Genomic DNA, 23,042 nt, shown 5'->3' with positions numbered 1-23,042 from the left:
CTCTTAGACTTGGTGTTTCGGGTCGGGTTTGGCCCGGCCGTACAGGGCCAGGAACTGCTCGACGGCGCGGCCCGCGTCGCGCCGGATCCCGGCCCCGTCGAGGTCGAGGGTCTCGCCGAGCAGAAGGCGGATCTGGATATCCCGGCCGACGAGGCCGAAGAAGGTGCGGAAGGCAGCCTCGCTGTCGGCGAAGCTCAGCAGGCCGGCGGCGCGCCCCGCCTCCAGCACGGGCTTCACCCGCTCGCCGATCGCGAAGCGCCCGTTCGCCAGGACGATGCCGCCGAGATTGCTCTTGCGCGAGCCCGCATGCGCGATGGCGATGCGGTTCAGCGCCACCGAGGTCGGGCCGGTGATGACCTCCAGCCACGTCACGGCGAAGTCCTGCAGGCGCTCCCGCAGGGTCGCGCCGTCGAGCACCTGAGCGCTGTCGTTCCCGGCATGGACCCGGGAGGCCTGCCAGCGCACCGTCGCGGTCAGCAACCCGTCCCGGTCGCCGAACCACTTGTAGAGCGTCTCCTTCGAGCAGCTCGCCCGGCGCGCGACGGCGTCCATGGTGAGCTGCTCGCCGTCCTCGACCATGAGGCCGAGCACGGCGTCCAGCACTGCCTGCTGGCGTGCCGACGGCTCTTCCCGCTCTGCTGTCGCGCTGGCCTGCATCATCTCGAATGGCGTACCGTACCGTACGGTACGCGCTGTAGGCCGATTCGTGGGGCGCGGCAAGGGGGGTCGCGCTCGCACCTCGCTAGCGGGGGAGCGGCAGTCCTTCGCGGGCGAAGACGGCCTGGACAGCCGGGCGCTCGGCGACCCGGCGCGCATGGGCGGTCCAGGCCGGGAAGCGACCGGCCATGTCGAACCGGAGCACCGGGCCGTTGGCCCAGAACCAGAAGACCGTCAGGTAGGCGTCGACGACGCTGAACCGGTCGCCCACCGCCCACCCGCCGTGCGACAGGCGCACCTCGGTCATGGTGGCGAGGTCCGCGTAGGTGTTGGCCGCCTTCGCCTTGATGCCCTCGAGGGCGCTCTCGTCCTCGGTGTAGCGCTCGGGCCGGCGGACATGGGCGTAGGTCACGTGGTGGTTGCAGGCGAGCCAGCCGAGCCACTCGTCGGCGGCGGCCTGCTCGCGGAGATCCGTGGGCCAGAGCCCCTTCTCCGGCACCTGACGGGCGACATGGCGCATGATGGCCGCGCACTCGGTGAGCACCCAGCCGTCCTCGGTCAGCGCCGGGACACGGCCGCGATCGTTGATCGCGAGGTATTCCGGCCGGCGCTGGTCGCCCGCGGCGAGATCGAGCTTGAGGCCCTCGTAGGGCAGCCCGGATTCCTCCAGGATGATGTGGGCGGCGAGCGAGCAGGCGCCGGGGGCGTAGTAGAGGTTGCGGGCGGTCATGGGGGGTCCTTGATCGACGAATACGGGCGCGGCGTTTTCAGCGACAACGGCCAGCCGGCTGTCGCCTTCAGAGCCGGTAACGTCTTCCGGCTCCCCCGAGCACCGACTGGCCGCGCGCCAGAAGCTCAGAGCGGCTCCGCCCCGCGCCCCATGGCGGAGATGCCCGTCCGGCAGATCTCCACCAGCCCGATCACGCTCATCAGGCGCACGAACCGGTCGACATCCTCGGTAGCGCCGGTCAGCTCGAACACGAAGGAGTTGAGCGTGGCGTCCAGCGTCTTGGCGCCGAAGGCGGCGGCCAGCCGCAGGGCCTCGCTGCGGTGCTCGCCCTCGCCCTTCACCTTCACGAGGCAGATCTCGCGCTCGATGGCGTTGCCCTGGAGCGTGAGGTCCACGACCCGATGCACCGGCACCAGCCGGTCAAGCTGCGCCTTGATCTGCTCGATCACGGCGTTCGTCCCGGTGGTCACGATGGTGATGCGCGAGATGTGGCGCGCCTCCTCGGTCTCGGAGACGGTCAGACTCTCGATATTGTAGCCGCGGCCGGAGAACAGGCCCGAGATGCGGGCGAGCACGCCGGGCTCGTTGTCGACGATCACCGCCAGCGTGTGCCGGTTCACCGGCTCGACGCGGACGGCATCGGGGTAGTGGGTGTTCATCGCGTTCATCGCCGGCCTCGTCCTCGTCGTTCGACCCATCGCCGCCGCAGCGGCGGATCGCGGCCCGGCGGTGACGCCGGGCCGCCCGCCCTCACACCAGCATCTTGCCTTCCTCGGAGATCACGTCGCCGAGCTCGACGCCGGTCTCGCCGAGGTAATCGGACAGGAGCATCTCGTTGTGCGCCTTGCCCGACGGGATCATCGGGAAGCAGTTCTCGGTCTTGTCGACGATGCAGTCGAAGATCACCGGGCCGTCATGGGCGAGCATCTCCGCGATGGCGCCGTCGAGGTCGCCAGGCTTCTCGCAGCGCATGCCCTTGGCACCGTAGGCCTCCGCGAGCTTCACGAAGTCCGGCAGGCTCTCCGAGTAGCTCTGCGAGTAGCGCGAGCCGTGCAGCAGCTCCTGCCACTGGCGGACCATGCCCATGTACTCGTTGTTCAGGATGAACACCTTGATCGGAAGGCGGTACTGCACCGCCGTCGACATCTCCTGCATGTTCATCAGGATCGAGGCCTCGCCCGCGATGTCGATCACGAGCCCGTTCGGGTGCGCGAGCTGGGTGCCGATCGCCGCCGGCAGGCCGTAGCCCATCGTGCCGAGGCCGCCCGACGTCATCCAGCGGTTCGGCTCGTCGTACTTGAAGTACTGGGCGGCCCACATCTGGTGCTGACCGACCTCGGTGGTGATGTAGGTCTCGCGGTCCTTGCAGGCCTCGTAGAGGCGCTGCACGGCGTATTGCGGCTTGATGATCGTGCCCGACGGCCAGTAGGCGAGGCAGTCCCGCGCCTTCCAGGCGCTGATCTTCTGGAACCACGGATCGAGGTTCGACTTGTCGGGCCGCGACGGCACGGCGCGCCACGCCTCCAGCATGTCGGCGAGCACCGAGGCGCAGTCGCCGACGATCCCGACATCGACCTTCACGACCTTGTTGATCGAGGAGGCGTCGACGTCGATGTGGATCTTCTTGGAGAAGGGCGAGAACGCGTCGAGCCGGCCGGTGATCCGGTCGTCGAACCGCGCGCCGACGCAGATCATCACGTCGCACTCGTGCATCGCGAGGTTGGCCTCGTAGGTCCCGTGCATGCCGAGCATGCCCAGGAACTTCTCGTCCGTGCCCGGATAGGCGCCGAGCCCCATCAGCGTCGAGGTGATCGGGAAACCGGTCTCGCGGACGAGCTCGCGCAGCAGCCGCGAGGCCTCCGGGCCCGAGTTGATCACGCCGCCGCCGGTGTAGAAGACCGGCCGCCGTGCGGTCGCCATCAGCTCGACGGCCGCGCGGATCCGGTCGGCGTCGCCCTTCACGGCCGGGCGGTAGGTCTTGTGGCTCGCGATCTCCGGACGCTCGTAGAGGCCGGAGGCGAACTGGATGTCCTTGGGCAGATCGACGACGACCGGGCCCGGCCGGCCGTTCGCCGCGACGTAGAACGCCTCGTGCAGGATGCGCGGCAGGTCGTCGATCGATTTGACCAGGTAATTGTGCTTCGTGCAGTGGCGCGTGATGCCGACCGTGTCGCATTCCTGGAACGCGTCGGTGCCGATCAGGTGCGTCGGAACCTGGCCGGTGATGCAGACCAGCGGGATCGAATCCAGCATCGCGTCGGTGAGCCCGGTGACGATGTTGGTCGCGCCGGGGCCCGAGGTGACGAGGACGCAGCCGACCTTGCCGGACGAGCGGGCGTAGCCCTCCGCGGCGTGGACGGCGCCCTGCTCGTGGCGGACGAGGATGTGCTTGACGGCGTTCTGGTGGAAGAGCGCGTCGTAGATCGGAAGTACGGCGCCGCCCGGGTACCCGAACAGCGTGTCGACACCCTGATCCTGGAAGGCCCGGATGACCATCTCGGCCCCGGTCATGACCTCGCCGCCCATGCTCGTCTCCTCGCGCTCTCCGAGGCCACCGCGATCCCATGATCGCCGCCCTGCCCCGTCCTCTCTCCCGGCACCCCCGTCACGCGGGGCGGTCTCCGCCTCGCCCGAAGGTGCCTCTCGCCTCGGTCACCCGTCTGCGCCGATCCCATGCCGCCCTGGAGCGGGCAACAAAAAAGGGCCCCGAGGGACCCTGCATGCGCCACCGCTCGGATCGCGACCCTCGTTCAGGGCCGCCCCGTCGGTGACGCTACCGCTACAATAAGGACCGTCGTCATCGGAAACCCGAAACTGCCCCGCGGCGGCCCCATGATCCGGAACTGGCTCATAGTCGGCGCGCGAAGTGTCGGGCCTCTTAGCGGAGAGCGCGGAGCCGGTCAACGCGTCCGTGCGTGCAATCGCGTTGGTTCCGCGCCGGTTGAGTGCCGGAGCCGCGGCTCACTGCAGCGGCGGCGGGTAGCGGCGCACCCAGCCGCTCGCCGCGTCGTAGGCGGCGCCGAGCTGCAGGCAGGCGAGCTCGCCGTGGTTCGGACCGACGATCTGGATGCCAGTGGGCAGACCGGCCTCGCCGAAGCCCGCCGGCACGGCGAGCGACGGGAGGCCCGACATCGTCGCGGGGATCGTGATCTGCATCCAGCGGTGGTAGGTGTCCATCGCCCGTCCGCCCACCGTCTCGGGCCAGCGCAGGCCCTTGTCGAACGGGAAGACCTGGGCGCTGGGCATGACCACGTAGTCGTAGGTCTTCATGAAGCGGCGCAGGGTCTCGTACCAGCGGGTGCGGCCCTCCAGCGCCGCGATGATCCGGTCGGCGCCGAGCGCCAGCCCCCGCTCGACCTCCCAGGCCGCCTCCGGCTTCAGCAGGACCCGGTGGCGGAGCTCGTCGTAGAACGGGCGGAGGTTCGCCGCGACGGTGAAGGCCCGCAGCACCAGCCAGTCCTGCCAGAGGGTCTCCATGTCGTAGCGCGGCATCGCCTCCTCGACGGTGCAGCCGATCTCCGCGAAGGTGGCGAGCGCCGAACGCCCGACGTCGAGCACGCCGGGATCGAACGGGATCTGGCCGCCGCAATCCCCGAGCCACGCGATCCGGGTCCCGCGGAAATCGCGGGCGAGCGGGCTCGCGAAGGCGGACGGGTCCTGCCGAATGGCGTTCGGGCAGCGCGGGTCGTAGCCCGCCAGCACCGAGAGCATCAGGCCGATATCGCCGGGCGTGCGCCCGATCGCCCCGAGCACGCCGAGGTTCGGGCTGAACACGTCCTTGGCCTCGGCGGGGATCCGGCCCCAGCTCGGGCGCAGGCCGTAGCAGTTGTTGAAGGCCGGCGGGTTGCGCAGGGAGCCGGCATGGTCGCTGCCGTCGGCGACCGGCTGCATCCGCAAGGCGACTGCGACCGCGGCGCCGCCGCTCGAGCCGCCCCCGGTCTTGGCCGGATCGTAGGCGTTGCCGGTGGCGCCGTAGACCGGGTTGAAGCTGTGCGAGCCCAGGCCGAACTCGGGGATGTTGGTCTTGCCGATGAAGATCGCCCCGGCGGCGCGCAGGCGCGTCACCATGATCGAGTCGGTGTCGGCGACCCGGTCGGCGAAGATCGGGGAGCCCTGCGTGAACCGCAGGCCGCGGACTGGGTCGAGATCCTTCACGGCCAGCGGGAAGCCGTGCAGCGGCCCGACGGCGTCCCCCCGCGCCAGCGCGGCGTCGGCGGCCTCGGCCTCCCGCAGGAGCGCGGCATCGTCGGCGAGGCCCACGAGGGCGTTCACCTGCGGGTTGATCCGATGGATCCGCTCCAGATAGGCGCGCATCACCTCCACGCAGGAGATCACTCGGCCATGGATGGCGGCGGCGAGGTCCACGGCGCCGAGCGCCGTGATGCCATCCTGTCGCGCGTCCTGCATCTTGCCCTCCCCCGGATCGACGGAAGATCGGTAACCGGAGGTTGGATCCAGGCAAAGATGGCTCTGGCTGATTGGATGGAGTGCCGATCATCGTCGTTGCGAGCGCAGCGAAGCAATCCAGTGTCGCGCGACGATCACCGATGTCGCGCATCCCTGGGTCGCTTCGCTGCGCTCGCGATGACGGAGCGCACCCATCGCCCTGATTCGCTATACCACCGACCAGGGCAGCGTCTCCTCGCCGCGGAACACGACGACTGCCGTGTCGTCGACCGCGACGGCCTCGGCGATGCGGCTCTCCCGCCGCTCCAGGGTCACGGTCCCGGCATTCGGCTCCAGCCCGTGGAAGCGGGCTCCGTTGAGCGACGCGAAGGCCTCGAACTTGTCGAGCGCCCCCTCCTCGTCGAAGACCTGCACGTAGGTCTGGAGCGCGGAAGGCCCGCAGAACACGCCGGCGCAGCCGCAGGACGCCTCCTTGGCCCCGCGGACATGCGGCGCGGTGTCGGTGCCGAGATAGAAGCAGGCCTCGCCGGAGGTCGCGGCCTCGCGCAGGGCCAAACGGTGCCGCTCGCGCTTGGCCACCGGCAGGCAGTACAGGTGCGGGCGCAGCCCCCCCTGGAAGATGTGCGTCCGGTTGATCACGAGGTGGTGCGGCGTGATCGTCGCCGCGCACCGGCTCCGGTGTTCCCGGACCACGTCGAGGATCTCCGCCGTGGTGGCGTGCTCCACGGTGACCTTCAGCCCTTGATGGCGGCCGAGCAGCGGGATCAGGCTGCCCTCCATGAAGGCGGCCTCCCGGTCGAAGATGTCGATCTCCGGGTCGGTCGCCTCGCCGTGGATCAGGAGCGGCATGCCGATCCGCTCCATGCGCTCCAGGACGGGGGTAATGCCGACGAGGTCCGTGACGCCCGCGTGCGAATTCGTGGTCGCGCCGGCCGGGTAGAGCTTCGCAGCGACCCAGACCTTCTCCCGAAATCCGCGCTCGATCTCGTCCGGGTCGGTGTCGTCCCGCAGGTAGCAGGTCATCAGCGGCGTGAAGTCCTGGCCTTCCGGCAGCGCGGCAAGGATACGCTCGCGATAGGCGCTGGCGGCCGCCACCGTGGTCACCGGCGGCACGAGGTTCGGCATGATGATGCCCCGGGCGAACTGCGCCGCCGTGTAGGGCAGCACCGCCTTCAGCATCGCGCCGTCGCGCAGGTGGATGTGCCAGTCGTCAGGCCGCCGGATCGTGATCCGGTCGACGGTCTTCGCGTCCTGGCGCTCAGCGGGGAACAGGTCGGCGACGCTCATCGCGGGATGCCCCTCAGGCCTGGCCGAAGGCGGAGATGCCGCCGTGGGCCGCCGACCACTCCGCCGGCGCGTTGAGGAAGCGCTCGACCTCGGCCAGCGTCTTCGGGTCGAAGGTGCCCATCTCCTTGGCCACCGCCAGCACGTCCCACCACGTGGTGAGGTAGTGGAGCTTGATACCGATCTCCTCCATCAGCGCGGCGCTGTCAGGGAAGATGTCGTAGTAGAACAGCACGAAGCAGTGCTCGACCTGGGCGCCCGAATCGCGGAGGGCCTTGCAGAAATTGACCTTGCTGCGCCCGTCGGTGGCGAGGTCCTCGACGAGCAGCGTCCGGGCGCCCTCGACGATCTCACCCTCGATCTGGGCGTTGCGGCCGAACCCCTTAGGCTTCTTCCGGATGTACTGCATCGGCAGCATCATCCGGTCGGCGATCCAGGCCGCGAAGGGGATGCCGGCGGTCTCGCCGCCGGCGATGTGGGTCAGCTTCTCGTAGCCGATCTCGCGCACGATGGTGGCGGTGGCGAAATCCATCAGCGTCGAGCGCAGGCGCGGGAACGAGATGATCTTCCGGCTGTCGGTGTAGACCGGGCTCGCCCAGCCCGAGGTGAACTTGAACGGCTCGTCCTTGTAGAAGAGCACCGCCTCGATCTCGAGGAACATCTTGGCCGCCTCGCGGGCGATCACTTTCCGGTCGAGGGGCAGGAAGGGGCTGGTCATGCGGCGTGCGCGCTCCGCTTGGGGCGCTCTCCGGGGCCTTGAGAACCGGTCCGGCCAGAGAGATCGCGTGGGAATAGGGCCTGACCGCCCTCCTCCGCCCTGTCTCCGCCAGCGTCAACCCTGATCGCGGCGCTATCCGCGCCTCACGCAGGTCTGCCGGCCCGCAGATGCGCGAGGTGCCGGATCGCCAGCGCGTAGCCGTGCGTGCCGAATCCCGCCAGCACGGCCGTGGCCGCGAGCGAGAGGTAGGAATGGTGGCGGAACGCCTCGCGGCGGTGGACATTCGAGATGTGGCACTCGATCACCGGCACCTCGCAGGTGTTCAGCGCGTCGAGGATGGCGACCGAGGTGTGGGTGTAGGCGCCCGCATTGATGACGATGCCGGTCGAGCCGACGCGGTACTCGTGGATCGCGTCGATCAGCACATGTTCGGCGTTGCTCTGGCGGAAATCGACCGCGAGGCCGAGGCCGGCGGCCGTCTCGCGGCACAGGGCCTCGACGTCGGCCAGCGTCTCGCGGCCGTAGATCTCCGGCTGGCGCTTGCCGAGCAGGTTCAGGTTCGGCCCGTTCAGGACCAGGACGGTGTCGTTCATCGTGTGCCTCGCGGGTCGAGAGGTGCGGCAAGCGCCCGCAAGACTCAAGTCCGGGCTGTCATCCGGCCGGAGATGTCCCGCACACGGAGCTGCCGCCCGCGCCGGGCGGTTCAGATCCGGATCCCGCGGCGCTATCCCGGTCGCGGAAGCCCGATGCGGCAGGGAGGACAGGCGAATGGCAGGATCCCGGAGCGACGCGCCCGTGGTGATCGCGGTGGCGATCACCGGCTCGGTGCCGCGCAAGACCGACAACCCGGCCGTTCCGGTCACCGTGCCCGAGCAGATCGAGTCGACGCAGCAGGCCTTCGAGGCCGGCGCCACGCTCTGCCACATCCACGTGCGCAACGACGACGAGTCGCCCTCCTCCGATCCGGACAGGTTCGCCGCCGTGCAGGAGGGGCTGCGCCGGCACTGCCCGGGGATGATCGTGCAGTTCTCGACGGGCGGGCGCGGGCGCGACCCGGCCGCCCGCGGCCTCTCGCTCAAGCACCGGCCCGACATGGCCTCCCTGTCCACCGGCTCGGTGAACTTCCCGACGATCGTCTACGAGAATTCCGCGAGCCTCGTGACCGACCTCGCCGGCCAGATGAAGCAGTACGGCGTCCGGCCCGAGATCGAGATCTTCGACCTCTCGCACCTGCACGGCGCCAAGCGGCTGGTGGAGGCGGGCCTGATCGACGCGCGCCCGCACGTGCAGTTCGTCATGGGCGTCCAGAACGCGATGCCGGCCGAGGAGCACCTCCTCGACATCCTGCTCGCCGAGACCCGGCGGATCCTGCCGGAGGCGACCTGGACGGCGGCCGGGATCGGGCGCAACCAGGCGATCGTGATGGACTGGGCACTCGCCCGCGGGGCGGACGCGGTCCGCACCGGCCTGGAGGACAACATCCGGGTGACGAAGGACCGCTTGGCGGCGAGCAACGCCGAGCTCGTCGGCCTCGCCGCCGAGGCTGTGGCCTGCCACGGCCGCCGCGTCGCCACGCCCGCGGAGGCCCGCGCCGCCCTGGGCCTGGGTTGAGCGGGCGCAGATGTTGCCGCGGTCGCGCGGTGGAGACGGCACCGGATCCATGCGCCTCACGACACGCACGCCGTCCCGACCGCGATCCCTGATCGTCGGCTGCGCCGCCGCGGCCTGCGCGTTCCTGGTCGTGTCCTCGGAGGCTCCCGGTCAGGCCGGACCGGGATCGGCGGAGGCGCTCGTGAACGGGATCCAGACCATTCGGCGCGGCGACACCGTCACGAAGGTCGACCGGACCGGCAAGGGTGCGGTGCTGTGCATGCGCGGCATCCTGCAGGCGATGCGCGCCGTCGGACAGGCGTGCCACGCCGGCGCCGACCCGGACTTCCAGCAGGAATTGCGCGCCGCGCTCGCGCGCATCGATCGCTTCATCGCCGACAACGCCCCGGACGGGGCCGGCCCGCCGCGCGACGGGACGACGGAACCGGAGCAGCGGCCCGGCGCGGTCTGCGGCCGCGACGCGGAGGCCCTGTACGAGGCCCTGCGGACCGGCGGCGCCGCGGGCCTGCGCGCCCAGGTCGACGACCTGCTCTCGACCCCGCGCGAGCCGGTCATGAATCCGTGTCTGTGAGCCGGCCAGCGACGTCGCGGTTTCGGGACGTCGCCCGCGCGGCGGCGATCCCGACCCACCTTCTCACGGCCGACCCGGCGTGCTAACGATCCGCCCGCGCGGGTGTAGCTCAATGGTAGAGCAGCAGCCTTCCAAGCTGAATACCCGGGTTCGATTCCCGGTACCCGCTCCAAGCCCGCCGCGCGCCGCGCCTTCGGGCTCATCCGTCAGATCCCGTCAGGCGACGCCCGTGAAGAAGGTGGCGTAGCCGTCGTCGTTCACCCGGGCGAGATAGGCCCGGTACGGACCGTAGCCCGGCTCCTCCGGCCCGATCCGCCCGTATCCGTGCGCGCCCGCCTGCTCGGGCAACAGCGCCAGGGGCGCCGCGGCCGGGGTCAGCTGCGTGCCGCGCCCGGCGTGGAGCGTCGTCAGGACCCCGTACATCTCGCCCTGGATGTTGGGGCGGCACAGCACCGCGAGGCGGTGCTGTCCGTGCCAGTTGGTCACGAGGTAGATCATGCCCGACTGGCTCGGCACGGCGACGCTGCCGGACTGCGCGAAGGGCGCGTCGAGCCGCTCGGCCTCGCGGAACACGAGGCGGGCCGCGTCCGCGTCCCAGGCGATCTCGGTGCGGTAGGCGAAGATCGCGTCCGCCGACCCGAACGAGGGCCGCAGGGTGAGGTAGCGCCCCTCGATCCAGGCGACGCTCTCCCGCGAGTAGGAGCCGAGCTCGTCGGGCGCGTGACGGGCCGCCTCCGGGGCCGGGCGCGCCGTCTCCTGGCGCAGGGACTGGCCCAAGGCTTCCTCCAGCCGGATCGTCGTCGCCAGGGTGAAGGGCCTGCGGCCGGCGAGCGCCTTCTCCAGGGTCGAGATGCTGATCCGGGCCTCCTCGGCCAGCGTCTGCCGCGAGATGCGCCGGCGGGCCAGCGCCTCGCGCACGGTCTGGGCAATGGCGCGGCTCTGCGCCTCGGACAGTTCAATCTCGCTCACAGGCACGGCTCGCACGGGCTTGACCCGCACAGATCCGCACGAAACCGCACATTCGCGCAAGCGCGGCCAAGCTGACCGTCCACGCCGAGCCGTCAGGAACGCTCCGGCTCCGGGGCCAGCTCGGTCTCGACGATAAGCCTGAGCGGACCGGCCTGCAGCGCCTCCAGGGGCCAGCAGGTGACGAGGTCGAGATGCCGCCCCGGGGCCTCCGGGTCGATGCCCGAGGCGTCCCAGCGGGCCACCCGCGTGCCGGTGACGCGGAAGCGCAGAATCCGGCCGTCGCGGCCGGTCACCGTGACGGGATCGCCGGGCCCGAGCTGTCCCAGCACCGCGAACTGCGTGTCGCGGTGGGCGGCGATGACCGCGGTGCCGGGCGCGCCGGCCTCCGGGGTGCCGTCCAGGTGGCCGGGGCCGAAGGCCAGGGCCTGGCCGCTCCCGCCCCGCAGCACCACGAAGCTGCGGCCCGCGACGGTGAGCCGGGCGACCGGCTCGGTGTCGGCCCAGGGCCAGGGCCGGGCGGGCCGACCCTCGGCCAGGGTGCGGGCGAAGGCGCGCTCCAGCAGCAGCTGGGCCAGGACGGCCTTGGCGGGGATCCAGGCGGCCTGCGCCGCGAGCCCGAGCCCCGCGAGGGTGAGGAGGGCCGCGAGGGCCCTCCCCAGTCCGGTCACCGTGCGCCGGCTCATCGCGCGTCCCCGGTCCGCCGGCCGCCGATCGTCAGGCCGGTGCCGAGCAGGAGACCCAGCAGGGCGAGGAGCAGGCCCAGGCCGAGCTGCGCCACGATGCCGGCCCCGGTCCGCGGCAGGTCGACCGCCGCGCCCTCGGCCCGGATCGGCACGATCCGCGCTGCCCCGTCGTCGGCGGGCGTGGCGCCCGGCCGGTCCGTGCCGAACACCTTGGCGAAGTCCCAGCCCGCCGGCAGGTTCAGCGGCAGGTCGGCGGCGACGAGGGGCGTGCCGGGCGCGCGGCGCGGCGTGGCGTCGACGGCCACGAGGCTGGTCAGCCGCGTCGTCAGGCCGTGCTCCAGGGCCAGCGCCAGGATCGCGGCGTCGGCCGCGTCCGCGCCGAGGCGCCCCGTGATGCGCGCCGTCTCGGTCTCGCCGATCCGGGAGCGCGCCCAGACCTTGGAGATGCCGGCGCCCGCACCCGCCTCGGCGAGGGGGAGCGTCCGGGTCCATGTCCGGCCGCCCACCCGGCCCGTGACGGTCACGGTCCCGCGGGCCGTTTCCTCGGCCGCTCCCGGCAGAAGCGCGGCGAAGACCAGCGGCTCGCCGCGATACAGGTCGGGCAGCGCGCCCGGCGTGACCTCGACGCCCGAGACCGAGAAGGTCGCGGTCAGGTCGGTGACGGCGGGGGATTCCAGCTTCTCGTAGAGCGCGCGGGTCCGCTCGCCGACCTGCGCGAGGTCGCGGATCTCGGTGAAGCTGCCGCGTCCGATCTCGGCGGCGTGGCGCATCAGGTGGCCGTTGGGCGCCGAGCCGATGCCGACCATGAACAGGCGCGTGCGCCCGAGATTGGCGTGGATCGCCGCGAAGATCCGCTCCTCGTCGCCGACGGCGCCGTCGGTGAGGAACACGACCTGCCGGACGCGCCCGTCCTCGGGGTGCGGGTCGGCGAGGGCCGCCTTGAGCGGCGCCAGCATCTCGGTGCCGCCGCGGGCTTCCAGAGCGGCGACGAAGGCCTGGGCCTGCGCCAGGGCCTCCGGCGTCGCCGGGACGGGCGCGGGATGAAGCGCGTCCCAGGTGTCGTCGAAGCGGATGACGTTGAAGCGGTCCGACGGGGTCAGGCGGGCGAGACCGGCGAGCAGCCCGGCCTTGGCCTGCCGCATCGAGGCGCCCGACATCGAGCCGGAATTGTCGATGACGAAGGTGACGTCGCGCGCCGGCCGGGCGGCCGTGTCGGTCTCGATCGCCGGCGGGCTCACGGCGGCCAGCAGGTAGGTCCGGCCCGCCACGGTCTCGCGGAACAGGCCGAGGCCGGGCACCCGGCTCGGGACCGGCGCCCAGGTCAGCTCGAGGTCGCGGTCGGCCGGGACGACGCCGTCGGCGAGCGTGACGGTCCGCGCCTCCGGGCCGGTCTCGGTCACGCGGATCGCGTGGGTCGCGCTGCGGACGTCACCGACGGGGAAGCCCGCCTTCAGCCGCACGGTGACGGCGACCGGGTTGGTCGGCGACGACAGGGCCGGGTCGAGCACCGGCGGGCTGATCCGGGCGCGATCCGGAACCGGGTCGCGGGCCGCTCCGGCCACGCCGTCGAGGGAGACCGCGTCCACCGGGGCGGGGGCGGGATTGTAGCGGGGCGCGACCACCAGGGGCAGGCGCAGCGTCCGCGTCTCGCCCGAGACGGGGATCGTCTGCTGATAGGTGATCTGGACCACCACCGTCTCGCCGGGGCCGATATTGGCGACCGCGTTGGTGAAGACGTTGGGCCGCTCCTGCGCGGTCAGCGCCGCCGACTGCCCGGCCGCCTTCGCGGCCTCGTAGGCGCGCTTGGCCGCCGCCCGCTCGCGGATGTCGGCGATGATCACGCGGGAGCCGACGACGAGCTTCATCCCGTCGACGGCCGCGTCCTCCGGCAGGGGGTACAGGTAGGTGCCCTCGACCCAGTCCGCCGTGACGTTGCGGAAGGCCTGGGTGACGGTGGCCCGGGCGGTCGGGCCGCTGACGTCGACGCTGATGTCGGTCGCCAGTTGGACGGCCTCGACCGGCGCGGTGCCGGCCGGCCCGCGCAGGGTGAGGCCACCCCGGTCTCGGCCCGGCGCCGCGTGGGCCGAGGCGAGCATGATGAGCAGCGCCAGCAGCGCGAGGAAGAGCGGTGACAGCGCGGCGTTGCGGGGGGGCTCGACCGCGGATCGTGGAGCGAAGAACGGCATCGGGGAAACCTCCTGCACCGGCGGATCGATGCCGGCTCGCCGCTGAAGCTCCCGCGCCAGCCCCTCGGTCGCCACGAGAAGCTTCGCCCTTTTCCAGGCTCAGACCGCACCGGCCGGCCGTGCCCGGGCGGATCTGTGCGGAGCCGGTGCGGAGCTGTGCGTTCCGCGGCGCTTCCCGGCGAATCCGCTCTCGGCTTGACATATGCGCAATCTGCGTCTTAGTTATGCTCAACTTGAGCAGAAAAGACCGATGACCGAGTCCGAGTTCCTGGCAGGCTACGATCCTGCGGCCTACGAGCGGCCCGCCCTGGCGGTCGATCTCGTCCTGCTGGGGATCCGGGCGGGCCGGCTCGCCGCCCTCCTGCTGCGGCGGAGCCAGCAGCCGCAGGCGGGCCTCTGGGCCCTGCCGGGCGGGTTCGTGGGCATCGCCGAGACCCTCGACGCCGCCGCGGAGCGCGTCCTGCGCGACAAGGCCGGCATCGGGCGGGCGCGGCTCGAGCAGCTCTACACCTTCGGCGCCGTTGATCGGGATCCGCGGATGCGGATCGTCTCGGTGGCCTACCTCGCGCTGCTGCCGGAGGCGGCCTTCGTCGAGGCCCTGGCGGGCGGTGCCGGGCTCGCGGCGGCGGTGCTGGTCGTGCCCTGGGCGGGCGAGTCCGGCGGCCCGGTCTCGGCCGAGGCGGAGGACGGCGCGCCCCTCGCCCTCGCCTTCGACCACGCCGACATCCTCGCGCTCGCCGTGAAGCGGCTGCGCGGCAAGCTCGACTACACGGATGTCGGCTTCGCGCTGCTCCCGGAGCACTTCACCCTCCGGCAGCTTCAGGACGTGCACGCGGCGATCCGCGGCGTGCCCCTCAACAAATCCGCCTTCCGGCGCCGCATGCGCGACCGGGGCTGGATCGCGCCGACAGGCGCCCGCGAGGCCGGGACGGCGTTCCGCCCCGCCGAACTCTTCCGCTTCGACAGGTCAGGCCAGTTCTAAGCCTTTGTTTCAACGCGCTCTCTTGAGCCGAACCGGTATCCACTTCGGCGGAGAGCGCTTCGAGGAGCCCATCATGGCCACGGTCCGCAACATCGGTGTCATCGCCCAGCTTCGGAGCGAGGCGAGCAGCCACATCATCCGCTTCCGCAACGGTCGTGTCCGGCAGAGCGGGCGGGGTCTGGTCTTCTGGTTCCGGCCCGAGACCGCCAGCATCAGCGAGGTGCCGGTGGACGACCGCGAGATGACGCTCTTCGTCCGCGGCCGCAGCCGGGACTTCCAGACCGTCGTGGTCCAGGGGACGATCGGCTGGCGCGTCGTCGATCCGGAGCTGCTGGCGAGCCGGGTCGACTTCTCGATCGACCTCCGCACCGGGCGCCTGCAGGGTGAGCCGATCGAGCGGATCGAGGCGCGCCTCGGCGGCATCGCGAGCCAGGCGGCGCTCCAGTATCTCGGGGCGAGCCCGATCGGCGCCCTGCTCGACGCCGGGCCGGAGCCGCTGCGCGCCGTGCTGGAACGGGTGCTGTCCGACGCCCCGGCGCTGGCCGAGATCGGCGTGGCGGCGGTGTCTGTGCGGCTCACCAACCTCGCGCCGACGAGCGAGCTGGAGCGCGCCCTCCAGACCCCGACCTTCGAGGCCCTGCAGCAGAAGGCCGACGAGGCGACCTTCGCGCGGCGCGCCCTGGCGGTCGAGAAGGAGCGCGCCATCGCGGAGAACGAGCTCGCCACGAAGACCGAGCTGGCCCGGCGCGAGACCGTGCTGATCGCGCAGGAGGCCGAGAACGCCCGCGACCGCGCCGCCGGCGTCGCGGAGGCGCGGGGCCTGGAGGCGGCCGCGGAGGCCGAGCGGATCCGCCTCGTCGAGGGCGCCCGGGCCGACGCGGAGCAGCGCCGCGCCGCCGTCTACCGGGACATGCCGCCCGCCGTCCTGCTCGGGCTGGCGGCCCGGGAACTCGCCGGCAAGCTGGAGACGATCGAGCACGTCAACGTCACGCCCGACCTGCTGGCGGCCGTCCTCGGCGAGTTCCGGGGCGCGCTGTCCCCGCGGCTCGCGCCGCGCTGAGGAGGTCTGCCGTGCCGGCCGTCACCCCCCGCGTGGTCTTCGTCATCCGCGACACGGATTACGAGCTGCTCATCGCCCGGCACGCGACTCGCGGCCAGGTCCGGTTCTTCCTGGAGAGCCGAGGCCAGACGCTCGCCGAGGTCGAGGCGCGCCACGCGCAATTCCAGGCCGTGCTCGCCGAGGCCCGGTCCGCCGTGCCGCTGGACTGGCGGCAGGCCCTGGTGCGGCGCCCCGACCTCGACCGCTTCCTCTTCGCCCCCGAGGACGTCGTCGTGGCGGTGGGGCAGGACGGGCTCGTGGCCAACGTCGCCAAGTACCTCGACGGGCAGCCGGTGGTCGGCGTCAACCCGGCGCCCGACCTCTACGACGGCGTGCTGGCCCGGGCGCGGGTCGAGGCCCTGCGCGCGCTCCTGCCCGCCAGCGCGGCCGGCGCCGTGCCCCTTCAGCGGCGCACCATGGTGCAGGCGACCTTCGACGGTGGCGAGCGGCTGCTCGCCCTGAACGAGATCTTCGTCGGCCACCGCAGCCACCAATCGGCGCGCTACCGCATCGACGACGGGGCGCGGGCGGAGGACCACTCGTCGAGCGGGCTGATCGTGGCCTCGGGCACCGGCCTGACCGGCTGGGCGCGCTCGATCAGCGAGGCGACGCACCTCACCGTGGAGGTGGGCATCGAGGAGGCGGCCTTCGGCTACTGGGTGCGCGAGCCGTTCCCGAGCGTCGCCACCGGCACCGACCTCCGCGGCGGCAAGTTCGCCGGATCGCCCCTCACCGTGGTGTCGCGGATGAACGAGGGCGGCGTGGTGTTCTCGGACGGGATCGAGCAGGATTTCGTCGCCTTCGACTGGGGGCGGCGGGTGAGCCTCGCGCCGTCCGACCGCACCTTCAACCTCGTGGCCGCGTAGCGCGGCGCCGACCGGGCGCCCGACGACCGCCTGTGCGCGAGGCTCGGGATGCTGCCCGAGGGCCCGCTCCGCGCGTTCTTCGCCCGCGCGGGACCGGCATTGACCGAAGAGCCCGGCTGAACACGCCGGCGGCAGACAGCCGCTTTCGCGGGCGTCGAACCGGTCGATGCGACACCTCCGTCATCACGAGCGGAGCGAAGTGACCCAGGGCAGCGCCATGTCGGGAGGCGTGGCGCGGCTGGATTGCTTCGCTCCGCTCGCAATGACGGCGGTGCCGTTCCTCGACAGCGCCGACGGGCGAGGTGCGCCGCCAACACCGCAGATTCCCGCGTCTGGCACGCTTCTTGGTTCGTATTCACCAGCGCAGCGTCGCCCCGGCGGCGGCTAGAGGTTGGCGTGCCGTCGATGTGGTGAGGTGCCGGGCGACCGGATCTCCGCGACTGCCTTGAGCCTGTCCCGAGCTCCGATCCCTCCGATTCAGCACCGGCACGCGCCGTCCGGCGGATCGCGCGATCCGCCCTCTGAGGAGAGTCGATATGTGCGACCGTCACGGCGATTATCGCGTCCCGGATCTCACGCGGTTCAAGCCCAGCCGCAGGCGCTTCCTCGGCGGGACCGCCGCCGCGCTGACCCTGGCGGTGGGCCCGGGACTGACGAGCCCGGCCGCGGCGGCCACCGGCATCCGGGCGACCCACGGCACCGGCTTCTGCAACCTGAACTTCTTCCTGGCCGAGGCGATGCAGCTCGCCAAGGATGACGGGCTCACCATCGACTTCGTCAACACGCCGACCTTCTCGGATCAGGTCACCTTCCTCGGGATGGGCCAGGTCGATGCCGGCGTGATGCCCTACACGAGCTTCATGGCGCTCTACGACGCCGGCGCCCCGGTGAAGATCGTGGCGGGCGGCGGCATCGAGGGCTGCGTGCTCGTGGCCCAGCCGGGCCTCGACAGCCCCGAGAAGCTCAAGGGCAAGACGCTCGGCACCTTCCAGCTCGATACGCTGGAGGTCCTGCCCTACGACTGGCTGAAGAAGAACGGCGTCGCCTTCAAGGACATCACGGTCCGCTACATGGGCTCGACCCCGGAGGCCGTGGAGGCGTTCCGCGCCGGGGCGCTGGACATCATCTCGACGATCGAGCCCTACGGCACCGCGCTGCTCACCGACGTGAAGGGCGCGGTGAAGCTCTCCGACGGCACCGACATCTACGGCAAGGGCTACACCGACTGCGTGCTGGCGGTCCGCAACGAGCTGATCGCCAAGAACCCGGCCGCCGTGAAGGCCCTGATCAAGGGCATGATGAAGGCCCAGGCCATGGCCGAGGGCGACCCCCAGGCCGCCCTGAACAAGCTCGTCGGCTCCTACTACAAGACCTCGATGAGCAACGCCCAGCTCGCCATGGGCCGGCAGCCGTCGGTGGTGGACGCCCGCAATCAGACGCAGTTCATCCTCGACCGGACCGATTCCGTGGCCGAGATGGGCTACATCAAGAAGAAGCCCGGCCGCGACGCGATCGACTGGACCCTGCTGGAGCAGGTCATCGCCGAGAACCCGGACCTCTACGGCAAGCTCAAGCTGAAGTCGGCCTGAGCGGATGGCCGTCGATCTCGCCCGCGCCGCCGTCCCGCACGTCCGGCCGCGCCTCCCGTTCGGTCAGCGCCTCGCGCTGCCCGACGGGCTCGTCCCGCTCCTGCAGCGGACCGGCTGGATGCTGGTCTCGGTCGGCTGCTTCGCCGGTCTCTGGGAGCTGCTCTGGGCGCTCGGCATCGCCGACGCCAAGCTCCTGCCGCCGCCGCACATCTTCCTCGGCAACCTCGCCGAGCAGGCGCGCTTCTTCAACACCGCGCAGCGCTGGCAGATCGGCACCGGGATGAATACCGGCCCGAGCCCCGCCATGGCGGTGCTGATCACGGTGCTCGCCTCTACCGGCCGCGTGCTGGCGGGCCTCGCCCTGGCGGCCTCCCTGTCGATCCTGGTCGGCGTCGGGATCCGCTACTTCAAGCTGTTCGAGCGTCTGACCCTGCCGACCATCACGCTCCTGGCGCCGGTCTCGCCGATCGCGTGGCTGCCGGTGGCGATCTTCATGTTCGGGATCGGCAACGCCCCGGCGATCTTCATGGTGTTCATCGCCCTGTTCTTCACGATGGTGCTCTCGACCATCCAGCAGATCGACGGGGTCAACCGGAACTACATCAACGTCGCCCGGACCATGGGGGCGACGAAGCGCCAGATCTACGCCCGGGTGATCGTGCCGGCGATCCTGCCGGGCCTGCTCGCGGTGCTGCGCCTCAACCTGTTCGGCGCCTGGATGGTGGTGCTCGTCGCCGAGGCGACGGGCGTCGGCTACGGGCTCGGCCAGGTGATCATGCTGGCGCGCAACACGTTCAACCCGTCGCTCGTCTTCTTCACCATCACGCTGATCGGCCTGCTCGGCTTCGCCTTCGACCTGCTGTTCCGGCTGGTCCAGCGGCGGCTGCTGTACTGGCTGCCGCGCGACGCGGGGTCCTCCCTTGGCCTCTGATCCTGCATCCCAGGACGCCGTCTCCTGCCGCGGCGTCGCCAAGGTCTGGGCGGCCGGCACCGCCCGCGCCCACGAGGCCCTGCGCGACATCGACCTCACCGTGCGGCCCGGCGAGTTCGTGGTGTTCCTCGGACCCTCGGGCTGCGGGAAGAGCACGCTGCTCTACCTGATCGCCGGGCTCGAACCCGCCTCCGGGGGCGAGCTCCTGGCCTTCGGCGAACCGGTCACCGGCCCGTCGCCGGAGCGCAGCCTGATCTTCCAAGAGACCTCGCTGCTGCCCTGGCTCAGCGTCTGGCAGAACGTCAGCTTCGGCCTGTCGCTGAAGGGCGTGCCGGAGGCCGAGCGCCGGAGCGTCGCCCGGGCGGCGCTCCAGCGCGTCGGCCTGGCCGAGGCCTTCGACAAGCGGCCGGACGAGCTGTCCGGCGGCATGCGCCAGCGGGTGGCCGTGGCGCGGGCGCTGGCCATGCGCCCGAAGGTGCTGCTGATGGACGAGCCCTTCGCGGCGCTCGACGTCCAGACCCGCCAGAAGATGCAGGACTTCCTGCTCGACGTCTGGCGCGACAGCGGCGCCTCGGTGCTGTTCGTGACCCACCACATCGACGAGGCGGTGGCGCTCGCCGACCGCGTGGTGGTGTTCACCGCCCGCCCCGGTCGGATCAAGACGATCGTCCGCAACGACCTCGCCCGCCCGCGCGACCCGTTCTCGCCCGAGGCCGAGGCGCTGCGGCGTCACCTCACCGAGCTCCTGCGCGACGAGGTCGACCGGGCCTTCGCCGAGCAGGAAGCGCTCGTCTGACCCCCTCCCCCAACACGGACACGACCATGGCCACATCGCTGATCCGCAGCCGGCGGATGATCACCCGTACCCTCGACCACGATCGCTGGGAGGAGATCGCCGACGGCGCGGTCCTTCAGAAGGACGGGGTCATCGCGGCGGTCGGCACCTACGCGGACCTGCACGCCCGCTACCCCGACGCCCCGGTGATCGGCTCCGGCCGCGAGATCCTGCTGCCGGGCTTCGTCAACGGCCACCACCATGTCGGCCTGACGCCGGTGCAGCTCGGCTCACCCGACATGCCCCTGGAGCTGTGGTTCGTCACCCGCATGGTGGCGCGCAACCTGAACCTCTACCTCGACACCCTCTACTCGGCCTTCGAGATGGTCGGCTCCGGGATCACCACGGTCCAGCACATCCACGGCTGGATGCCGGGCAGCCTGGAGGAGGTCGAGGCGCGCTCCAACGAGGTGCTGCGCGCCTATCGCGACATCGGCATGCGCGTCTCGTACTGCTTCGCGGTCCGCGACCAGAACCGTCTCGTCTACCAGGCCGACATGGACTTCGTGGCGAGCCTGCCGGCGCCGCTGCAGGACCCGATGAAGCGCTGGTTCGAGCGCTTCCAGATGTCCCTGGAGGACAATTTCTCGCTGTTCCGCAGCCTGCATAGCGGCCAGGCCGGAGCCGCGCGGGCCAAGATCCAGCTCGCACCCGCCAACCTGCACTGGTGCTCGGACGCGGCCCTCGAGGGGCTGGCCGGCCTGTCCGAATCCTACGACGTGCCGATGCACATGCATCTCGTCGAGACCGCCTACCAGAAGGCCTACGCGGAGAAGCGCGGCGGCGGTACCGCCCTCGAGTACCTCGACCGGTTCGGGATGCTCGGTCCGCGCCTGACGCTCGGCCACGGCGTCTGGCTCAACGAATCCGACATCGACCGGGTGGCGGCCACCGGCACCTGCATCTGCCACAATTGCTCGTCGAACTTCCGGCTGCGCTCCGGCGTGGCGGCGCTCAACCGGTTCGAGGCGAAGGGCATCAACACGGCGATCGGCCTCGACGAGGCCGGCATCAACGACGACCGCGACATGCTCCAGGAGATGCGCCTCGTGCTGCGCGCCCACCGGGTGCCCGGCATGGACGAGGCCGACGTGCCGAGCATGGCGCAGGTGCTGCGGATGGCGACCGTCGGCGGCGCCCGCACCACCCCCTACGGCGACGGCCTCGGCACGATCGAGGTCGGCAAGGGCGCCGACCTCGTCCTGATCGACTGGGACCAGATCGCCTACCCGTATCTCGACCCGGAGACGCCGCTCCTCGACGCGGTGATCCAGCGGGCCAAGACCGGCGGCGTCACCGCGGTGCTGTGCGAGGGCGAGGTGCTCTACGCGGACGGGCGCTTCACGCGGGTCGACCGCGACGCCGCCCTGAAGGCGCTCCACGACGACCTGGCGCGGGCGCTCTCGGACGACGAGGTCGAGCGGCGCCAGCTCTCGAAGGCGCTGCTCCCCCACGCGCGGCGCTTCTACGCCGACTACATCGACCCGTCGCGGCACGAGCCGTTCTACCGCCCGAGCTCGCGCGTCTGACGGCGCGGGCCCGGGTCGGGCCTCAGCGGACCAGGCAGGGCTTCTTGTTGTCGAAGGTCCAGCCGGGGATCAGGAACTGCATGGCGGCCGCGTCGTCGCGGGCGCCGAGGCCGTGGTCGCGGTAGAGGGCGTGGGCCGCCTCCACCGCCGCCATGTCGAGCTCGATGCCGAGGCCCGGCCGCTCCGGCACCCGCACGAGTCCGCCGCGGATCGCCAGAGGCTCCTTGGTCAGGCGCTCGCCGTCCTGCCAGATCCAGTGGGTGTCGATCGCCGTGACGTTGCCCGGCGCCGCCGCGGCCACGTGGGTGAACATCGCGAGCGACACGTCGAAGTGGTTGTTCGAGTGCGAGCCCCAGGTCAGGCCGTGGTCCCGGCACAGCTGGGCCACCCGGACCGAGCCGGCGAGCGTCCAGAAGTGCGGGTCCGCCAGCGGGATGTCGACGGCGCCGAGCTGGATCGCGTGGTTCATCTGCCGCCAGTCGGTGGCGATCATGTTGGTCGCGGTGGGCAGGCCGGTGGCGCGGCGGAACTCGGCCATGATCTCGCGGCCCGAGAACCCGCCCTCGGCGCCGCAGGGATCCTCCGCGTAGGTCAGGACGTGGCCCTGGCCCTTGCAGAGGCGGATCGCCTCGTCGAGGGACCACGCGCCGTTCGGGTCGAGCGTCACGCGGGCCTTGGGGAACCGCTCGTGGATCGCGGTGACGGCGGCGATCTCGTCCTCGCCACGCAGGACGCCGCCCTTCAGCTTGAAGTCGCTGAAGCCGTACTGGTCGTAGGCGGCCTCGGCGAGCCGGGCGACGGCCTCCGGGGTCAGCGCCTCCTCGTCGCGCAGGCGGAACCAGCCGTCGCGGGCCGTCGGCGCCCGGTAGCCGAGATCCGTGCGGGTGCGGTCGCCGACGTAGAACAGGTAGCCCAGCATCTCGACGGCGTCGCGCTGCTGGCCCTCGCCCAGGAGCGCCGCGACCGGCACGTCGAGGTACTGGCCGAGCAGGTCGAGGAAGGCGGATTCGACGGCCGTGACCGCGTGGATGGTGATGCGCAGGTCGAAGGTCTGCAGGCCGCGCCCGCCGACGTCGCGGTCGGCGAAGCGCGTGCGCATGGCGTTGAGCACCGCGTTCCAGGCGCCGAGCGGCTGCCCGACGACGAGGTCCCGGGCATCCTCCAGGGTCTTGCGGATGCCCTCGCCGCCGGGGACCTCGCCGAGGCCGGTGGCGCCGGTGGAGTCGGTCAGGATCACGAGGTTGCGGGTGAAGTACGGGCCGTGCGCGCCCGAGAGGTTGAGCAGCATGCTGTCGTGGCCGGCCACCGGCACCACCGTCATGGCGGTCACGGTCGGCGTGTGGCGGGCGGCGTGGCGACTGTCATTCAGCATGGCGTCCTCCTCGGGGGCCCCCG

The 23,042-nt window shown here is 71.6% G+C and carries 21 protein-coding genes and 1 tRNA gene; 10 read left to right on the top strand and 12 right to left on the bottom strand.

Annotated features, from left to right (window positions below; all coding sequences use genetic code 11):
* Window positions 1-3: 3 nt before the first annotated feature.
* The 8 genes from ABIC30_RS24030 to aroQ form a co-directional block, all read right to left on the bottom strand.
* Window positions 4-660, bottom strand: coding sequence for a TetR/AcrR family transcriptional regulator C-terminal domain-containing protein (locus ABIC30_RS24030; RefSeq protein WP_085986784.1), 657 nt, complete (start codon window positions 658-660; stop codon window positions 4-6).
* 82 nt (window positions 661-742) lie between these two features.
* Window positions 743-1,387, bottom strand: a complete 645-nt coding sequence (locus ABIC30_RS24025; protein ID WP_042673010.1) for a glutathione S-transferase family protein — start codon at window positions 1,385-1,387, stop codon at window positions 743-745.
* A gap of 125 nt (window positions 1,388-1,512) precedes the next feature.
* Entirely contained in the window at window positions 1,513-2,055 is a 543-nt protein-coding gene (gene ilvN / locus ABIC30_RS24020) for an acetolactate synthase small subunit (protein ID WP_020090724.1), read from the bottom strand.
* A gap of 82 nt (window positions 2,056-2,137) precedes the next feature.
* A complete protein-coding gene (locus ABIC30_RS24015) occupies window positions 2,138-3,913 on the bottom strand; it encodes an acetolactate synthase 3 large subunit (protein ID WP_354456142.1) in 1,776 nt (591 codons plus the stop codon).
* 435 nt (window positions 3,914-4,348) lie between these two features.
* Complete coding sequence (locus tag ABIC30_RS24010; RefSeq protein ID WP_020090726.1) at window positions 4,349-5,794, bottom strand: amidase; 1,446 nt, start codon at window positions 5,792-5,794, stop codon at window positions 4,349-4,351.
* A 207-nt stretch (window positions 5,795-6,001) separates the two neighbouring features.
* Window positions 6,002-7,081, bottom strand: coding sequence for a dihydroorotase (gene pyrC / locus ABIC30_RS24005; RefSeq protein ID WP_205833819.1), 1,080 nt, complete (start codon window positions 7,079-7,081; stop codon window positions 6,002-6,004).
* 13 nt (window positions 7,082-7,094) lie between these two features.
* Window positions 7,095-7,796, bottom strand: coding sequence for an orotate phosphoribosyltransferase (locus tag ABIC30_RS24000; RefSeq protein ID WP_020090728.1), 702 nt, complete (start codon window positions 7,794-7,796; stop codon window positions 7,095-7,097).
* A 143-nt stretch (window positions 7,797-7,939) separates the two neighbouring features.
* Window positions 7,940-8,389, bottom strand: a complete 450-nt coding sequence (gene aroQ / locus ABIC30_RS23995) for a type II 3-dehydroquinate dehydratase (protein WP_020090729.1) — start codon at window positions 8,387-8,389, stop codon at window positions 7,940-7,942.
* Window positions 8,390-8,564: 175 nt separating this feature from the next.
* On the opposite strand from aroQ, the gene ABIC30_RS23990 reads away from it, so the two are divergent.
* The 3 genes from ABIC30_RS23990 to ABIC30_RS23980 all read left to right on the top strand — a co-directional run bounded on the left by ABIC30_RS23990 (window position 8,565) and on the right by ABIC30_RS23980 (window position 10,150).
* On the top strand, window positions 8,565-9,407 hold the full coding sequence (locus ABIC30_RS23990) for a 3-oxoadipate:acetyl-CoA acetyltransferase (RefSeq protein ID WP_026604553.1): 843 nt from the start codon (window positions 8,565-8,567) through the stop codon (window positions 9,405-9,407).
* 49 nt (window positions 9,408-9,456) lie between these two features.
* Window positions 9,457-9,978: a hypothetical protein gene (locus ABIC30_RS23985; protein ID WP_020090731.1), complete on the top strand. Its 522-nt coding sequence runs from the start codon at window positions 9,457-9,459 to the stop codon at window positions 9,976-9,978.
* Window positions 9,979-10,076: 98 nt separating this feature from the next.
* Window positions 10,077-10,150, top strand: a tRNA-Gly gene (locus ABIC30_RS23980).
* Between the two features lie 44 nt (window positions 10,151-10,194).
* On the opposite strand, the gene ABIC30_RS23975 is transcribed toward ABIC30_RS23980, so the two are convergent.
* The 3 genes from ABIC30_RS23975 to ABIC30_RS23965 form a co-directional block, all read right to left on the bottom strand.
* Window positions 10,195-10,947, bottom strand: coding sequence for a helix-turn-helix domain-containing protein (locus ABIC30_RS23975; RefSeq protein WP_020090732.1), 753 nt, complete (start codon window positions 10,945-10,947; stop codon window positions 10,195-10,197).
* Between the two features lie 92 nt (window positions 10,948-11,039).
* Window positions 11,040-11,630, bottom strand: coding sequence for a class GN sortase (locus tag ABIC30_RS23970; RefSeq protein ID WP_020090733.1), 591 nt, complete (start codon window positions 11,628-11,630; stop codon window positions 11,040-11,042).
* A complete protein-coding gene (locus tag ABIC30_RS23965; RefSeq protein ID WP_234081992.1) occupies window positions 11,627-13,816 on the bottom strand; it encodes a marine proteobacterial sortase target protein in 2,190 nt (729 codons plus the stop codon). Before ABIC30_RS23965 ends, ABIC30_RS23970 begins: the two co-directional genes overlap by 4 nt.
* A gap of 250 nt (window positions 13,817-14,066) precedes the next feature.
* Between ABIC30_RS23965 and ABIC30_RS23960 the strand changes: the two genes are divergently transcribed.
* The 7 genes from ABIC30_RS23960 (at window position 14,067) to ABIC30_RS23930 (ending at window position 21,647) form a co-directional block, all read left to right on the top strand.
* Window positions 14,067-14,798, top strand: a complete 732-nt coding sequence (locus tag ABIC30_RS23960; RefSeq protein ID WP_020090735.1) for an NUDIX hydrolase — start codon at window positions 14,067-14,069, stop codon at window positions 14,796-14,798.
* A gap of 73 nt (window positions 14,799-14,871) precedes the next feature.
* The gene (locus ABIC30_RS23955; RefSeq protein ID WP_354456141.1) at window positions 14,872-15,858 is read left to right on the top strand and encodes an SPFH domain-containing protein; all 987 of its coding nucleotides are present in this window, start codon (window positions 14,872-14,874) and stop codon (window positions 15,856-15,858) included.
* A gap of 11 nt (window positions 15,859-15,869) precedes the next feature.
* A complete protein-coding gene (locus ABIC30_RS23950) occupies window positions 15,870-16,763 on the top strand; it encodes an NAD(+)/NADH kinase (RefSeq protein ID WP_020090737.1) in 894 nt (297 codons plus the stop codon).
* 536 nt (window positions 16,764-17,299) lie between these two features.
* Complete coding sequence (locus ABIC30_RS23945) at window positions 17,300-18,352, top strand: ABC transporter substrate-binding protein (RefSeq protein ID WP_354456140.1); 1,053 nt, start codon at window positions 17,300-17,302, stop codon at window positions 18,350-18,352.
* 4 nt (window positions 18,353-18,356) lie between these two features.
* Entirely contained in the window at window positions 18,357-19,283 is a 927-nt protein-coding gene (locus tag ABIC30_RS23940; RefSeq protein WP_012322056.1) for an ABC transporter permease, read from the top strand.
* The gene (locus ABIC30_RS23935) at window positions 19,273-20,079 is read left to right on the top strand and encodes an ABC transporter ATP-binding protein (protein ID WP_012322055.1); all 807 of its coding nucleotides are present in this window, start codon (window positions 19,273-19,275) and stop codon (window positions 20,077-20,079) included. Before ABIC30_RS23940 ends, ABIC30_RS23935 begins: the two co-directional genes overlap by 11 nt.
* Before the next feature lie 26 nt (window positions 20,080-20,105).
* The gene (locus tag ABIC30_RS23930) at window positions 20,106-21,647 is read left to right on the top strand and encodes an amidohydrolase family protein (RefSeq protein ID WP_354456139.1); all 1,542 of its coding nucleotides are present in this window, start codon (window positions 20,106-20,108) and stop codon (window positions 21,645-21,647) included.
* A 22-nt stretch (window positions 21,648-21,669) separates the two neighbouring features.
* Here ABIC30_RS23930 and gudD read toward each other — a convergent pair whose 3' ends face one another.
* On the bottom strand, window positions 21,670-23,019 hold the full coding sequence (gene gudD, locus ABIC30_RS23925; protein WP_354456138.1) for a glucarate dehydratase: 1,350 nt from the start codon (window positions 23,017-23,019) through the stop codon (window positions 21,670-21,672).
* Between the last annotated feature and the right edge of the window lie 23 nt (window positions 23,020-23,042).

It is taken from the genome of Methylobacterium sp. 1030 (genome assembly GCF_040544715.1).
Lineage (GTDB): Bacteria > Pseudomonadota > Alphaproteobacteria > Rhizobiales > Beijerinckiaceae > Methylobacterium.
This window is presented reverse-complemented; position numbering and strand designations above follow the sequence as displayed.

What these genes read in the sequence shown, in the direction of transcription:
- ABIC30_RS24030 (WP_085986784.1), bottom strand. Translation starts at nt 660, where the DNA reads ATGATGCAGGCCAGCGCGACAGCAGAGCGGGAAGAGCCGTCGGCACGC.
- ABIC30_RS24025 (WP_042673010.1), bottom strand. Translation starts at nt 1,387, where the DNA reads ATGACCGCCCGCAACCTCTACTACGCCCCCGGCGCCTGCTCGCTCGCC.
- ilvN (WP_020090724.1), bottom strand. Translation starts at nt 2,055, where the DNA reads ATGAACGCGATGAACACCCACTACCCCGATGCCGTCCGCGTCGAGCCG.
- ABIC30_RS24015 (WP_354456142.1), bottom strand. Translation starts at nt 3,913, where the DNA reads ATGGGCGGCGAGGTCATGACCGGGGCCGAGATGGTCATCCGGGCCTTC.
- ABIC30_RS24010 (WP_020090726.1), bottom strand. Translation starts at nt 5,794, where the DNA reads ATGCAGGACGCGCGACAGGATGGCATCACGGCGCTCGGCGCCGTGGAC.
- pyrC (WP_205833819.1), bottom strand. Translation starts at nt 7,081, where the DNA reads ATGAGCGTCGCCGACCTGTTCCCCGCTGAGCGCCAGGACGCGAAGACC.
- ABIC30_RS24000 (WP_020090728.1), bottom strand. Translation starts at nt 7,796, where the DNA reads ATGACCAGCCCCTTCCTGCCCCTCGACCGGAAAGTGATCGCCCGCGAG.
- aroQ (WP_020090729.1), bottom strand. Translation starts at nt 8,389, where the DNA reads ATGAACGACACCGTCCTGGTCCTGAACGGGCCGAACCTGAACCTGCTC.
- ABIC30_RS23990 (WP_026604553.1), top strand. Translation starts at nt 8,565, where the DNA reads ATGGCAGGATCCCGGAGCGACGCGCCCGTGGTGATCGCGGTGGCGATC.
- ABIC30_RS23985 (WP_020090731.1), top strand. Translation starts at nt 9,457, where the DNA reads ATGCGCCTCACGACACGCACGCCGTCCCGACCGCGATCCCTGATCGTC.
- ABIC30_RS23970 (WP_020090733.1), bottom strand. Translation starts at nt 11,630, where the DNA reads ATGAGCCGGCGCACGGTGACCGGACTGGGGAGGGCCCTCGCGGCCCTC.
- ABIC30_RS23965 (WP_234081992.1), bottom strand. Translation starts at nt 13,816, where the DNA reads ATGCCGTTCTTCGCTCCACGATCCGCGGTCGAGCCCCCCCGCAACGCC.
- ABIC30_RS23960 (WP_020090735.1), top strand. Translation starts at nt 14,067, where the DNA reads ATGACCGAGTCCGAGTTCCTGGCAGGCTACGATCCTGCGGCCTACGAG.
- ABIC30_RS23955 (WP_354456141.1), top strand. Translation starts at nt 14,872, where the DNA reads ATGGCCACGGTCCGCAACATCGGTGTCATCGCCCAGCTTCGGAGCGAG.
- ABIC30_RS23945 (WP_354456140.1), top strand. Translation starts at nt 17,300, where the DNA reads ATGTGCGACCGTCACGGCGATTATCGCGTCCCGGATCTCACGCGGTTC.
- ABIC30_RS23940 (WP_012322056.1), top strand. Translation starts at nt 18,357, where the DNA reads ATGGCCGTCGATCTCGCCCGCGCCGCCGTCCCGCACGTCCGGCCGCGC.
- ABIC30_RS23930 (WP_354456139.1), top strand. Translation starts at nt 20,106, where the DNA reads ATGGCCACATCGCTGATCCGCAGCCGGCGGATGATCACCCGTACCCTC.
- gudD (WP_354456138.1), bottom strand. Translation starts at nt 23,019, where the DNA reads ATGCTGAATGACAGTCGCCACGCCGCCCGCCACACGCCGACCGTGACC.